Here is a 13,258-nt window from a genome sequence, read left to right on the forward strand (position 1 = left end):
TAGAATATGATACAGTGAAATAGAGGAGTGAGAATTTAATGAAAGAATTACAAGGAAAAATAGAAGATTATACTCGGTTCGGACAAATCCTTCTCGCTGTAAGTACATTGTTAATGGTTGGCTTATTGATTCCGAATGGAGCAAAAGAAACAATACAATCTTTTGTTATGATGGGGAGCACCATTATATTTTTAAGTTTATCATTCTTTTTCTTTCAGCGTGTGAAAGTGATGCGAGATCAGTTAGAGGGAAATGAATGTGAGTAATATTATGAAATAGAGCACTACGAAAAGAACGAATCTTTTTGTAGTGCTTTTTGTTTTTGAAAAAAATGTATGCGGTTTATATTGACAATGATAATCCTTATCAATTAAAGTAGAATAGTAGTTAATGATTATCATTATCAGTTAGAGGTGAAAGAATGAAAAAATCTATTACGCTATTCACAGCGATTTTATCTATTTTTTTCTTGTTAATAGGTTGCAATGCAAAGGGAGACGAAAAAGCATCTGCAACAAAAACAGAAAAAGGAAAAGAGAAAATCGAAGTTACCGACCTGTCAGGAAGAAAGGTAACATTCGATAAAGTGCCAGAGAGTTTTGCAACATTAAGTATGGGAGACATGAATATTATTCATGCTTTAGGCGGAAAAATAGTAGGTCGTCCGGATGCAAAAATAACTCTTCCAGAGGATTTAAAGAAAGTACAAGTAATCGGGAATGCACATCAACCGAATTTTGAGCAAATTGCTAGTTTAAAACCGGATGTACTTATTGCTAACAATGGGTTTCAAAAGAATGTTCCAACGGTTGAAGGACAAGGAACGAAAGTAATGATTTCTTCTGCGAATTCTGTACAAGATATTCAAAAGAATATTGAACTATATGGAACGATAATGAAGAAAGAAGATAAAGCAAAAGAACTTAATCAAAAAATTAATGATCAAATGAAGACATATGAGAAAAAGAGTGATGTGAAAGCACTGTTAGTATACGGAGCACCAGGTACTTATTTAGCAGCATTACCAACATCTTTATCAGGCGATATTTTAGAAAAAACAGGCGGGAAAAATATTGCAGCTGATTTTCCGGAAATGAAGGAATATCCGCAATATGCGCAGCTAAGTGTAGAACGTATTATTGAGGCAAATCCAGATGTGATTTATTTAATTACACATGGAGATCCAAATAGCGTTAAAAAAGCATTTGAAGGCGAAATGATGAAAAATGCAGCGTGGAAAAATTTAGATGCAGTAAAACAAAATCGTGTAGTTATTTTGCCACCAGACTTATTTGGATCAAATCCTGGAACAAAAGTTACAGAAGCAATGGACTTTATGTATAAAAGTATACAAGATGTAAGGAAATGATACGTATGGAAAGTAGTGAAGTAGTAAGGGAAAGGGAACATCCTTTTGCGAAAAAAAGGTGGATCATAGCAGTTACTTTAGTTGTATTAGCGATTTTAGGTCTTTTTTACGGTCTTTTCGCAGGAAGCCTATCCTTTTCTTTACGAGATATTCTAACAGGGATACAAGATGAAGGTTCGACGGTTCATCGAATTGTATGGGACCTTCGTATACCGAGAGTGCTCGTTGGATTTATAGTAGGAACATGTTTAGCAGCATCTGGTGCACTGCTGCAAGGGGTTATGAGAAATCCTCTTGCAGACCCTGGTATTATCGGGGTTTCATCTGGAGCAGGCCTTGTAGCAATTGTAATTATGATTTTATTCCCTCAGCATATGGCATTTTTACCGCTCGGGGCGTTTATAGGAGCTTTCATAACGGCGATGGTCATTTATGCTTTATCATGGCAAAAAGGGGCGCCGCCTTCAAGGATTGTCTTAGTAGGTGTATCAATCAATGCATTAATTGGTGCAGCGACGTCAGCGTTAATGTTATTACATAGTGACAAAGTACAATCGGTGTTACCTTGGTTAGCAGGTGGCATTGGTGGTGTAAGTTGGGCACATTTAAACATGATTATTTATTATGCAATATTCGCTATTATATTAGCCTTCTTTGGTATAAAGCATATTCGAGTATTAATGCTTGGAGATGAAATGGCGAAATTATTAGGTCATAACGTGGAGAGAAGCCGGTTTTATTTAATAGTAGTAAGTACACTATTAGCTGGAATTGCAGTTAGTGTTTCTGGTCTTATTGGATTTGTCGGTCTTGTTGTACCACATATGTTACGTTTATTAGTTGGAAATGACTATAAATATTTACTGCCATTATCATGCCTTGGCGGAGGGATATTACTTGTTTTCGCGGATGCGATAGCTCGAAGTTGGTTCGATCCAATTGAATTGCCTGTTGGTATTTTATTATCCTTCTTAGGCGGTCCGTTCTTCTTATATTTAATTCATAGAGGAGGAAGACAACGTGATTTCCGTTAATAAAGTGTTTTACGCACATTCTGAAAGATTTCAAATGCAAAATATGAATGTACATATTAAAGCTGGAGAGGTCGTTAGTTTAATTGGACCGAATGGATCAGGGAAATCTACTTTGCTTCGTTTAATGGCAAGACTACTTAAACAAAGCGAAGGGGATATCATTTTAGATGGAAAAAGTATTCATACGATGAAAAGTACCGATGTAGCGAAGCAATTAGCGATGTTACCACAAATGCATGATCATCAATTAGATTTAACAGTGAAAGAATTAATCGAATTTGGAAGGGGACCTCATAAATCATGGAGAGGTGGCTTAAATAAAGACGATGAAGAAATTGTTGATTGGGCATTGTCTGTTACAAATCTTGAAGGGTATGAATATCGTCTTTTACAATCTTTATCAGGAGGAGAAAGACAACGTGCCTGGATTGCAATGACGCTAGCACAACGTACAAATGTCTTATTATTAGATGAGCCAACAACCTTTTTAGATATCGTTCATCAGTTGGAAGTAATGGAACTTGTGAAACGATTAAACGAGGAGTTTGGCATGACAATTGTAATGGTTTTACATGATATTAACCAAGCGGCTCAATATAGTGATCGTTTACTCGTATTAAAGCGAGGGCAGCTTCAGTATGACGGTATACCAGAAGAAGTGTTATGTCATGAAATGTTTCAACGTGTGTTCGGCATAGAGGTAGATATTTTTCAAGGAAGTGACAAGCCATTTTTCACACCAAAACGAATTTCTAAAAAAGGAGGAGCAAGATGCGAACAGAAGAATGTATTACCACTGAGTTAGTAAGAGAATTTGTTATGGCAGCTCACGGAGATTTAGAAAAAGTACAAGAACTGTTGGCTGAATCGCCAAGCTTACTTCATGCCTCTTACAATTGGGGCGGATCAGATTGGGAAAGTGCGTTAGGAGCAGCGGCACATGTAGGTCGTAAAGATATTGCTCTCTATTTACTAGAAAAGGGTGCTCGAATGGACATTTTCGCGGCCGCGATGCTTGGAGAATTAGAAGTTGTACAAGCTATTTTAGTAGCACAACCAGAAGCATTGCGTGCATCGGGTCCACATGGTATTTCCCTTCTTCAACATGCACGAATGGGTGGAGAAAAAGCACAGCGTGTATTTGAGTACTTAACGGTGCTCTCTTAATGACCGCAAAGGTTCTTATGTGCGGTAAACTTTTCACTTTCATATAATTGAAAAGTTTACCGCCCGTTAGAACGGGATAAGTATCTAGTATATTTGAAAATCCTACACCCCCCTCAATTGTAGTTTTCTTTATGCTAGTTATGATATGGATGCAGTAGACAATATTTGTCTACTGTCTTTTTTTAATTCTTTAGAGATTGAATATTCTGTATTTAGTCATTAGTTCATTTATCCCACTATTTGTGGGCAGTAAGACTCCCACCTCAAAATTCAGCTAGGGAAAAGAAGTTAGGCGGGAGGTTCACTGTCCGTAAATATTCGATTGGTGAAGGCTAATAATGAGTGAGGATGAACAAAACCGCCCCACTGATTAAAGTTTCACTTTATAATAGATAGTAACAATTCATATACATACAAAACATGGTCGTGTAGTTAAGTACAAATTCGAGGGAAGGAGTGCAGAGATGTTTCATACAGATCGTTTACAAATTCGCAAATATACAATGGATGATTTGCAGTTCTATGCTTCGCTATGGGGAAATGAGAAGGTAATGCGCTATATTGGAAATGGGACGTTAAAAACATATATGCAATGTAAAAAAAGTTTGGAGGAGTGGGTGATTCCTAGCTATAAAAACGGTCTTGGTTTATTTGTATTGATTGAAAAGGAAACGGGAATAAGAATTGGTCATGCAGGGTTAGTAAAGCAGCAGATAGATGGAAAAGAAGAAATTGAAATTGGTTATTGGTTATTACCTCAGTATTGGGGAAAAGGGTATGCGAAAGAAGCAGCGGCAGCATTTCGAGACTATGGTTTCCAAGCGTTACGAATGAATAAATTAATTTCTCTTATTAATCCGGATCACCCCGCCTCAATCTTTGTTGCTAGAAAAACAGGGCTTAGTTATGAGAAAACAACTTCATTTCATGGGATGGACGTTCTCGTTTATTCCATTAAACGCGTTGGATGAAAAAAGGTAAATTGCATCTTTTGAAGAATGGTATATAAAAATAAAGGGGGGATTACATGTATATTTATCATAATGGCCTTATTATTCGTGAGGGAACGAATGGTGTGCCAGCATATGCAATTAAAACCTTATTCGAAGATGCTGGTTGGAGTAATGATAATATCCCTTCTTGGCAAATTGAAAAATTCACGATAGCAATTGAAAATTCAACATGGGCATTCACAATTTGGGATGAAGAAGAGATGATTGCGATGGTTAGAGTCATTTCTGATGGAATTATGATCGCGAACATAGTAAATTTAGTTGTGAAATGTGAATATAGAGGGAAGGGATTAGGTAAGAAACTTGTCGCTCTTTGTTTGCAAAAGTTGCCACATGGAGACTGGTTTGCACATACATCTGCGAGTAATTTTGATTTTTATAGAAGTTGTGGTTTTGAGGTGAGAGAGTTATCGAGAAATGGAACATGTGCGTACTACGGGTATCAAGTTGCGAAAAGAGATGGTCATCGGTAAATGAGCGAAAAGCAAAGAAATAGTACAGTTATAAGCATTTCTAATTCTTTTGTAATAGAAAATGAATTGAGACTCATTTTATGGTAAAATGAAAGAAAATTCTGTTTATTATTAGGGGGATAAAAATGAGTATAAAAGTTGGGGATGTATTTAAATACGAAAGAAGATTTACTGAGGAAGAGGTTTTTGAATTTGCAAATATTACAGGAGATAAAGGTAGGCATCATATGGAATATGATGAAAATGGACGTTTAATGGTTCATGGTTTATTAACTGCTAGTATTGGAACGAAAGTAGGAGAAGAATTACATTACATAGCAAGAGAATTAGTAAGTGAGTTTATTAGACCGGTTTTTACAGGAGATACGATCACTTGTGAACTAACTTTAACAAATATTGAACAGATGGAAGGATATAAAAAGGTTTCAATCGAGTCAGTTTATCGCAATCAACATGAAAAGACTGTACTAGTTGGGACAAGTTATGGAGTTATAAGGGGATAAAAAAGAAGCCTGATTTACAGGCTTCTTTTTTATTTAATAAACACGTTTTCGATTTTCTGCATGACTAGAGATGAGTAATAATGCAGTTTCTTCTCCTATATTACGAACAATATGAGGAACACATGCATTCCAAGAGAAAGAATCACCTTCTTCTACAATTGCAATATCTTCTCCATGTTGAACTTCTAGTTTTCCGCGTAATACAAGGTGACATTCTTCCCCTTCATGGGCATTTGGTATATTTTCTTTCGGAAACCCAGCAGGAATTTCCACAAGATTTAGGCGAAGGCCACCTTGCTCTGCAACATGTTCAATTCTTTGTTCATCTTTTCCGTATACACTGTATTTACGCTCTACCTTTTTGACAACTTTCAGCCGATCTTTTTGTTCTAATAATAAATAGGGAAGGGGAACGTTTAAAAAATTGGAGATTGTTTCTAAAGTTGAGATAGATGGTGATGTTTTATTATTTTCAACCTGACTCATAAATCCTTTAGAAAGACCTGTTCCCTCACAAATTTGTGCAATTGTTATGCCTCTACGTTGACGAATTTCACGTATTGCAGAACCAATATTCATAAAATCAAGCTCCTTTTTGTAAACAACTATTTGTATCATAGCAAAAAAAATATATTTTTTCCCAGTGAAAATGAATTGACGAATAAAAAAAATTAGTGTATGTTTTGTATTGTAAATAAAAGTTTTGTATAAGAAAACTATAAAGGAGAGAATGAAATGAATCAACATATCGGTAACTTAATTATTCGTATCGTGTTAGGGGTAACATTCTTTATGCACGGTTTAACAAAATTCCAATCGGGGATTGACAATATTGCAGGGTGGTTTACAAGCATTGGTTTACCAGGAGGTCTTGCATACGGTGTAGCAACAGCGGAAGTAGTTGGTGGTATATTGTTAATTCTAGGTTTAGGTGTAAGATATATTGGATTATTATTTGCACTTGTAATGGTTGGAGCAATTGTAAAAGTAAAATGGTCAGCTGGTTTATTAGGAGATGGAAAAAATCCTGGCTTCGAATTAGAACTTGCATTGTTAGCAATGGGTGCGTACTTATTTGTTGCGAAAGCAGACGGTTTTGTAGATAATTTCTTAAAAGAGAGAATGTTAAAGAAGAACTAAATTAAATGGGGGGCTAACAAGATGAGTTTTCAACTTCATCCCGACACAACACTTGATGTTGTTCATTTATATGTATCAAATATAAAGAAATCACTAGAGTTTTATACAGAAGTACTAAGTATGAAAGTACTAAAAGAAGATGAAATGGTTGTTACATTTGGGAATGAAAATAACGAACCACTCCTTATCATTGAAGAAAAGAAAGAAGCTTTACCAAAGCAAAGAGGGAGAACGGGGTTATATCATTACGCAATCTTATTACCAAGCAGACAGGATTTAGCGAATATTCTTCGTCATCTTGTAGAAATGGTATATCCACTGCACGGCGGAGCCGACCATTACTTTAGTGAGGCCCTTTATTTAGCTGATCCAGATGGAAACGGGATTGAAATTTATCATGATCGCCAAAAAGAAGTTTGGCGTGATGAGAATGGAGAACTACCATTTGTTAGTAACCCGTTAGCTGGTGAAGAACTATTACAGCAAGGAAGTACATGGAATGGATTTCCGGCGGGTACTGTAATGGGACATATTCATCTCCATGTAGCTGATTTGGAAGAAGCGAAACGTTTCTATGTGGATGGTCTTGGTTTTGAAGTAACAATCCCAGCTCGTAATGGAGCGTTGTTCGTATCGGCAGGTGGCTATCATCACCATATCGGTTTAAATACGTGGCAAGGTGAAGAAATACCGCCGCAAATGCCAAATTCCGTCGGCTTGAAATATTTCACAATTGTACTAGCGGATGAAAAACAAAAAGAGCAAGTATGTGAAAGCTTAAAAAATATTGGCAAAGTCGCTACGTACAAAGATGGAATATTACAAGTTGAGGACCCATTTGGACATTGTATTCATTTCAAAATAAAAGGAGAAGCCTAAAAAAGGCTTCTCTTTTTTTACTTTCTTATAATTGCTTTTTCGTTTTGTAAAAATAGTTCATCAAACTGCTTTGCAAGCTCATAATCTAGTTTCGTTAAACCTTTTGCATTCCAAGATGACAAAGTAATAATGACTGCTTTATACTGGATAAGGATAAATGGATGGTGATTACGTTCTTCTGATAGTTTGGCGGCTTCAGAGACAAATTCGACTCCTTTTAAGTAGTCGGAAAACATATATTTTCGTTCAATCCATTTTTCATCTTTTACTATCCATTTATCCACCTTGAATAATTCCCCTTGAACTTCTTCTTCAGTTAATCGCAGCATCATTTTTCACATCCTTTACATGCAGTAGTGCAAGACCATTGTTAATAAGGCGTGTTACAGCTTCGTCAGTTGTGAAAGTAGAAAGTTGTTGTAATAATGCTGCTGATGTTTCGTGCCCTTTGTTATGCTCTAAAAGTAATTCTAATATTTCAAGGCGAAGCAGCCATTCTTTCGGATAAAATTTATTTAATACCTCTTGAATTGCTACTAATTGATCGACATGTGCGTCGTGTAAAATACCTCCACCTCGAATATCACGAACTGTTTGATACATACGATCCAGCTTAGTTAATGCAAGAGGTGCTGGAGTTTCCTCTGTTTCTTCATCAATTGGGAAAAATGATGCTGCATCTGCTGCTCCTGGGAATACTGAAATGATTTGTGAGCCAACAGCCATATCAAATGCACCCCATGAAGCATCAAATAATACGCGGGCGTTATAAGTAACTGTGCAATCGATAAAGGAAATAAGAGCAATTTTCTTATCATTTTTTATAATATCTGTTACTTTTCCTTTTACATGAATACCACTTGCAAAAGTAAACTCAGCAATATTTCCAATTGTAATTCCTAATGATTGTAGTTGTTCATCTGTACAATTTTCTAATGCAATATTTTCAGTGAGTAATCCAGTTGGTGTTCCAAAGCCGTCACTGTGTATAGATGTAGAATGATTCGCTAGTTGTTTATTATGAATTGCTAATGCAGTTGGCGAATTTGTTCGCATGTAAATCACTTTACCTGCATCGTTTTCAATTGTCTCGCTGAATGTACCTGTAATCTGTAATCCACTAGTTAGTTCAGCAGTTGCATAGTTTTCAGAGCGAATCGCTTTTTCTAAACCTTCCTTTCCACCTGTTTTAAAGGCCATCGTTTCAGCAAATGTCTCAAGTGCTTCAGTCAGCTCTTCAAATGAGTCACAAACAAATAGTTGTGGTTGCATTTTTGTTACGTCATAAGTTGTACCTGTACATGCCTCGATAGAGAATGGAACCTTTTCTACAGCGTCTGTTAAGCAATGTTTGCTTTCGCCAACAGAAGAAAGGAGACCAGCACCATATATTTTTGGAGCATCTATATTTCCGATTAACCCATATTCTACTGTCCACCAGAAAAGACGTGAAATTTGTTCAGCTTCTGATAAACCAGAAACTAACTTTTGTTTTTCAATTACAGTATTTTCAGCAGCGGCAACTTCGTCAGGAGTAGAAGTAGGGCTTTCTTTTACGATTGTTAATGTACGAACAGCTTCAAAAGCATCATGTTCTTCTTTTGTAGAGAAAGCTTTCGCACCAATTTGTCCAAAGCGTTTCACATAATTCGCATATGTAGGATCCAGTAAAATAGGTGCGTGTCCTGCTGCTTCGTGTACGATATCTGGAGCTGGTGTGTACTCGATATTTTCTACTTTGCGAATATCTGTTGCGATTGGTAGTAAGCCGTGTCCTTGGAAGTCAAAGAATGCTACGCCGGGAATAAGTCCATCAATTGTTACAGCTCCCCATCCGCTTGGTGCTAAACAGTCATTCATTTCTTCTACCTTTGGAATTGCATCTATATTTATACCAGATGATTGTAGTCCGTTCACATAGGCTGGATGAGCAACGTCTTTTAAGAAACTATGATTTTGTCTCATAATGTAACGCCAAACAGCGTGATTCACCGGTGTATATTGATCATAATGCTGCGTGGATACGAATGGTTTTAAATGCGATGGAATTTCTGTTTTCTTTGTCATTTAGACATCCTCCTTGTTTTCTATAAAATTGAATATTGGTTGGGTATAGCTGGAACCACCACCTTTCAAAATTGTAAGCGCTTATAAAATTTTATCATAAGATTCGGAATTATTTAACATTTGTTTCTGTGAGAAATAGAAAAAGCCCCTATCGGAAAATCCGATAGGGGCGAAAGAATCGCGGTACCACCCTATTTGTAAGTGAAAACATACTTACATCTCAATTAATGATAACGGAAAAACTCCGTCTTTTCCTTCATGCGTACAAGCACTACGAAAAAGAAGCTCCAGAATTGTAATTCATACTTATATATGTGCTAATTTCCACCGACCATTAGCTCTCTGTAACAGGGATATAAGATATTACTGCGATTCTTTCAACGCGTATATATGAAATTGTGCAAAAGGGAAGGACGCAAAAAAGCCCCTATCGGAAAATCCGATAGGGACGATAAAAATCGCGGTACCACCCTAATTGTAAACAGAAAAATTGTTTACCACTCACTTTAAGATAACGGAAAGCTCCGTCTTTCTCTTCATGCATTATGTGCACTACGGGAAAGAAGCTCCAGAATTGTAATTCACGCTTGTATATGTACTGATTCGCACCAACCATCAGTTCTCTGAGACAGGGATATAAGTCGCTACTAGTATTCCTTCAAAGCCGATATATAATTCGTTCAACTAAACTATGTTTTGTATTATAAAACTATTTTTAAAAGATTGTCAACAATAATTTTATCCCGCTATTTGTGGGCAGTAAAACTCCTACCTCAAAATTTGGCCGGAGCAAAGAAGTTAGATGGAAGCCTTACTGCCCGTAAAAGTCCGATTGGTGAGTGCTGATTAAAGTTTCACTTTATTTCACTTCTAAATCAACATTTAAATTAGTCGTATTTCCAGCTGCATCGGTTGCTACAATATGAATAGTATTTTTTCCTTCTTGTAATTGATTACGATCGAAATAAATTTCGTAGTTTTTCTCCCAAGTGTTTAGGAATGCACTCTCCCATACACCATTTCCGTTAATTTCATATTGCATTCTTACTGGAATACCAGGTGCAATCCAACCAGATTCTGTCATCCAATCTAGTAGAATATCATCAACTTTTCCTCTAATTCTGAGATTTTCTTGATCAATTTCGTGTGTTAACTTAGGTGCTGTTCGGTCGATAAATACAGCTCCTGTTTGTTTTGTTTCTCCACCAGAGTTAGAAGCAACAGCTTCGATTTGGTATAAGCCATGAGGCAACGGAGATCCGTCCTTTCTTGTACCATTCCATTTGAAAGATTTATAACCAGGTGTTTCGTTTTTGCCTTGATATACCATGCCTTGATATGTCACACGGTCTTTCGTAATTAAATTAGCATGAAACGCTATATCCTCAACAGGTGTAACTAAATAGTAATTGATTAGGTTGTCATCTAGTATGTTGTCATTATTTGGACTGAAAGTAGAATTAACGATTTCAACGCCATCGATACGCTTGTATTCTTTCGGATCAATACTAAATGTAAATGGGATACGCATTTCTTCAGTTTTACCTTGTTCTTTTACATACAGATTTCCTGTATATACACCTTGTGGTAAGGAGCTATCCACAGTAATAGTAAAAGGCTTTTCGATGTTACTATTTCGTTTTAAACTAATTGAAGAAGGGAAAGAAGTCTGGATTTTTGTTTTTGTATCTAGTAATTCAATACGAGTTGAAAAGTTTTTCTTTTTGTTAGAAAGATTTTGTAACGTAATATTTTGTGTTAGTTTCACTTTGCCACTATTTGGCTTAATAAGACCGAAACTTACATTGTTCGGTTTCACTAATGCATCTGTTTGGGCTGCTTTTGGAATGTTAATTAAACCTGATCCTTGGGCCATGACAGGATATGTATTTTCATTGACATCCTTTAATGTTTTTGCAGTATTGGCAAGAGCTGCTTTTAATTGTTCTGTCGTCCAATCAGGATGCATTTGACGCAGTAAGGCAACGGCTCCCGCTACTTGCGGAGCAGCCATACTTGTTCCGTTGTGGGATTCATAGCCACCCCTTGGTACCGTACTAGTAATTTGTACGCCAGGTGCAACAACATCAGGTTTTATGAGCCAACTTTCTTGTGATGGTCCTCTTGAGCTGAAGTTACCAATCAGTTCGGTTTTGTTCGGTTGTCCAATCTTTATATTTTTCTTTCTTTTTGTAATTAAATTTTTCAATTCTTCGCCATTTGTATTTGATAGTTGCATAACTGGAAGAGCTATCTCTTCACGGCCAAAATATTCAGGCGTAATATTAATTTCTTTTTCATTAGAAATTAGTAGCACCCCGATAGCTCCAGCTTGTTTCGCTTGTTCTGCCTTTACTAACGTGCTTGAAGTTCCTTGTAAAACAAGGGCGAACTTCCCTTTCACATCTTGTTTAGCGTAATCGCTTGAATTACCGTAGCCAACATAGACAAGCTGAGCATCGTTTCCTACTTGGAAATCTGCTTTTGATAACGGTAATCCTTGGTAAGATTTATTAGAACCAGCTATTTGGAATGTTGGGAATGGAATAGAAACAGTCGATGCACCAACAGAGATGACACTACTTGCGTTATCAGGAGCATCAACAGACCAAGGTTTTGGTCCATCATTTCCATTTGAAACGACTGCAGTAACACCAAGTTTTGCTGCGCGTTCTAACGTCATTGTTACAGGTTGATCAGGGACATTCAAATCTTGACCGAGAGATAAATTTAAAACGTCAGCACCATCTTGAATAGCGCGCTCAATAGCTTGAATAATATCATCGGTCGTACCAGTTCCACCATCGTTCATGACACGGTAAGCGAGTATAGAAGCATTCGGAGCAACGCCTTTAATTTTTCCGTTACCAGCAATAATGCCAGCTACATGAGTACCGTGTACGTTATACCATCCATCGGATCGTTATCCTCATCGACTGTATCGTATCCACCGATATAGTTTGCTTGTAAGTCGGGGGGTGTATAGTCTACGCCAGAATCAATAATAGCGACTTTCATACCTTTTCCATCAAGCGGTTTTCCAGATGGATCTTTTAAATTCCATGCTTCAGGTGCACCGATTGTCGGTCCACCGATATTTGGCGCTTCTTCTTTAGTAGCGCTTTTTGCTGTTTCATGCAATTTATATGTTAAGTTCGGATAAACAGCTTTTACTTCGGGTAAAGAAGCTAAAGCAGCAACTTGATCTCCTGGGATAGAAATAGAGAATCCAGAAAATAACGTGCTATACGTTTCTTTTATCTTTGCTTTTGGTGCTTTTTCTTTAATTTTCTTTGTTGTATCCTCTTGCGCTTTTTTTAGTTGTGCATGGTATGATTGCACATTTTCATTTTTAAAATCTGGAGCATGCTGAATGTTACTTTGTGAAGCGAGCGGAGCATGTTGCAATTCTACAATGACTGAAATTTCTTTTGATGTTTTTGTTTCAACATTTTGCGCGATTTTGTTTTCTCCCCATTGCTCAATATTCGCTTTTAACTGTGGACTAAATTGCTTCTCCTTTTGCAGCGATTCAGCATGCGCGCTTAAAGCTCCAAAACTAGAAAAGACAAGCGCCATACTTAATAGTGCAGATGTAGTTTTTTTCATTGAA

At 36.8% G+C, this 13,258-nt stretch carries 13 protein-coding genes, 1 pseudogene and 2 other annotated features; of the genes and pseudogenes, 10 read left to right on the top strand and 4 right to left on the bottom strand.

What is annotated here, in order from left to right; translation table 11 throughout:
* Window positions 1–38: 38 nt before the first annotated feature.
* The 8 genes from FS802_RS19410 to FS802_RS19450 all read left to right on the top strand — a co-directional run bounded on the left by FS802_RS19410 (window position 39) and on the right by FS802_RS19450 (window position 5,559).
* Window positions 39–266: a YrhC family protein gene (locus tag FS802_RS19410; RefSeq protein ID WP_000661459.1), complete on the top strand. Its 228-nt coding sequence runs from the start codon at window positions 39–41 to the stop codon at window positions 264–266.
* A 155-nt stretch (window positions 267–421) separates the two neighbouring features.
* Window positions 422–1,369: an ABC transporter substrate-binding protein gene (locus FS802_RS19420; protein WP_000748444.1), complete on the top strand. Its 948-nt coding sequence runs from the start codon at window positions 422–424 to the stop codon at window positions 1,367–1,369.
* Between the two features lie 5 nt (window positions 1,370–1,374).
* On the top strand, window positions 1,375–2,403 hold the full coding sequence (locus FS802_RS19425) for a FecCD family ABC transporter permease (RefSeq protein ID WP_002096299.1): 1,029 nt from the start codon (window positions 1,375–1,377) through the stop codon (window positions 2,401–2,403).
* Window positions 2,390–3,208 carry an ABC transporter ATP-binding protein gene (locus FS802_RS19430; RefSeq protein WP_061672377.1) on the top strand — a complete coding sequence of 273 codons (819 nt, stop codon included), beginning with the start codon at window positions 2,390–2,392 and terminating at the stop codon, window positions 3,206–3,208. Before FS802_RS19425 ends, FS802_RS19430 begins: the two co-directional genes overlap by 14 nt.
* Entirely contained in the window at window positions 3,175–3,570 is a 396-nt protein-coding gene (locus FS802_RS19435; protein ID WP_001258431.1) for an ankyrin repeat domain-containing protein, read from the top strand. Before FS802_RS19430 ends, FS802_RS19435 begins: the two co-directional genes overlap by 34 nt.
* 392 nt (window positions 3,571–3,962) lie before the next feature.
* Window positions 3,963–4,541: a GNAT family N-acetyltransferase gene (locus tag FS802_RS19440; RefSeq protein WP_098098261.1), complete on the top strand. Its 579-nt coding sequence runs from the start codon at window positions 3,963–3,965 to the stop codon at window positions 4,539–4,541.
* 56 nt (window positions 4,542–4,597) lie between these two features.
* Window positions 4,598–5,056, top strand: coding sequence for a GNAT family N-acetyltransferase (locus FS802_RS19445; RefSeq protein ID WP_098653242.1), 459 nt, complete (start codon window positions 4,598–4,600; stop codon window positions 5,054–5,056).
* 125 nt (window positions 5,057–5,181) lie between these two features.
* Complete coding sequence (locus FS802_RS19450) at window positions 5,182–5,559, top strand: hotdog family protein (protein ID WP_000025009.1); 378 nt, start codon at window positions 5,182–5,184, stop codon at window positions 5,557–5,559.
* A 33-nt stretch (window positions 5,560–5,592) separates the two neighbouring features.
* Here FS802_RS19450 and FS802_RS19455 read toward each other — a convergent pair whose 3' ends face one another.
* Window positions 5,593–6,138, bottom strand: coding sequence for a helix-turn-helix domain-containing protein (locus FS802_RS19455; protein WP_001020697.1), 546 nt, complete (start codon window positions 6,136–6,138; stop codon window positions 5,593–5,595).
* 156 nt (window positions 6,139–6,294) lie between these two features.
* Here FS802_RS19455 and FS802_RS19460 point away from each other — a divergent pair, with 156 nt between their 5' ends.
* Both FS802_RS19460 and FS802_RS19465 read left to right on the top strand, forming a co-directional pair.
* The gene (locus FS802_RS19460; RefSeq protein WP_001071551.1) at window positions 6,295–6,699 is read left to right on the top strand and encodes a DoxX family protein; all 405 of its coding nucleotides are present in this window, start codon (window positions 6,295–6,297) and stop codon (window positions 6,697–6,699) included.
* Between the two features lie 21 nt (window positions 6,700–6,720).
* Window positions 6,721–7,578, top strand: coding sequence for a VOC family protein (locus tag FS802_RS19465; RefSeq protein WP_000009828.1), 858 nt, complete (start codon window positions 6,721–6,723; stop codon window positions 7,576–7,578).
* A 17-nt stretch (window positions 7,579–7,595) separates the two neighbouring features.
* On the opposite strand, the gene FS802_RS19470 is transcribed toward FS802_RS19465, so the two are convergent.
* The 3 genes and pseudogenes from FS802_RS19470 to FS802_RS19480 form a co-directional block, all read right to left on the bottom strand.
* Window positions 7,596–7,910: a 4a-hydroxytetrahydrobiopterin dehydratase gene (locus FS802_RS19470; protein WP_098653243.1), complete on the bottom strand. Its 315-nt coding sequence runs from the start codon at window positions 7,908–7,910 to the stop codon at window positions 7,596–7,598.
* Entirely contained in the window at window positions 7,891–9,645 is a 1,755-nt protein-coding gene (locus FS802_RS19475) for an aromatic amino acid hydroxylase (RefSeq protein ID WP_088107371.1), read from the bottom strand. The genes FS802_RS19470 and FS802_RS19475 overlap by 20 nt, the downstream gene beginning before the upstream one ends.
* A gap of 162 nt (window positions 9,646–9,807) precedes the next feature.
* Window positions 9,808–10,035, bottom strand: a binding site (T-box leader).
* Window positions 10,036–10,086: 51 nt separating this feature from the next.
* Window positions 10,087–10,316: a binding site (T-box leader), on the bottom strand.
* A 188-nt stretch (window positions 10,317–10,504) separates the two neighbouring features.
* Window positions 10,505–13,254, bottom strand: a pseudogene (locus tag FS802_RS19480) (S8 family serine peptidase).
* Window positions 13,255–13,258 lie beyond the last annotated feature (4 nt).

The sequence above is a fragment of the Bacillus sp. DE0042 genome (assembly GCF_007680225.1).
In the GTDB taxonomy this organism is placed as follows: domain Bacteria; phylum Bacillota; class Bacilli; order Bacillales; family Bacillaceae_G; genus Bacillus_A; species Bacillus_A wiedmannii.

What these genes read in the sequence shown, in the direction of transcription:
- FS802_RS19410 (WP_000661459.1), top strand. Translation starts at nt 39, where the DNA reads ATGAAAGAATTACAAGGAAAAATAGAAGATTATACTCGGTTCGGACAA.
- FS802_RS19420 (WP_000748444.1), top strand. Translation starts at nt 422, where the DNA reads ATGAAAAAATCTATTACGCTATTCACAGCGATTTTATCTATTTTTTTC.
- FS802_RS19425 (WP_002096299.1), top strand. Translation starts at nt 1,375, where the DNA reads ATGGAAAGTAGTGAAGTAGTAAGGGAAAGGGAACATCCTTTTGCGAAA.
- FS802_RS19435 (WP_001258431.1), top strand. Translation starts at nt 3,175, where the DNA reads ATGCGAACAGAAGAATGTATTACCACTGAGTTAGTAAGAGAATTTGTT.
- FS802_RS19445 (WP_098653242.1), top strand. Translation starts at nt 4,598, where the DNA reads ATGTATATTTATCATAATGGCCTTATTATTCGTGAGGGAACGAATGGT.
- FS802_RS19450 (WP_000025009.1), top strand. Translation starts at nt 5,182, where the DNA reads ATGAGTATAAAAGTTGGGGATGTATTTAAATACGAAAGAAGATTTACT.
- FS802_RS19455 (WP_001020697.1), bottom strand. Translation starts at nt 6,138, where the DNA reads ATGAATATTGGTTCTGCAATACGTGAAATTCGTCAACGTAGAGGCATA.
- FS802_RS19460 (WP_001071551.1), top strand. Translation starts at nt 6,295, where the DNA reads ATGAATCAACATATCGGTAACTTAATTATTCGTATCGTGTTAGGGGTA.
- FS802_RS19465 (WP_000009828.1), top strand. Translation starts at nt 6,721, where the DNA reads ATGAGTTTTCAACTTCATCCCGACACAACACTTGATGTTGTTCATTTA.
- FS802_RS19470 (WP_098653243.1), bottom strand. Translation starts at nt 7,910, where the DNA reads ATGATGCTGCGATTAACTGAAGAAGAAGTTCAAGGGGAATTATTCAAG.
- FS802_RS19475 (WP_088107371.1), bottom strand. Translation starts at nt 9,645, where the DNA reads ATGACAAAGAAAACAGAAATTCCATCGCATTTAAAACCATTCGTATCC.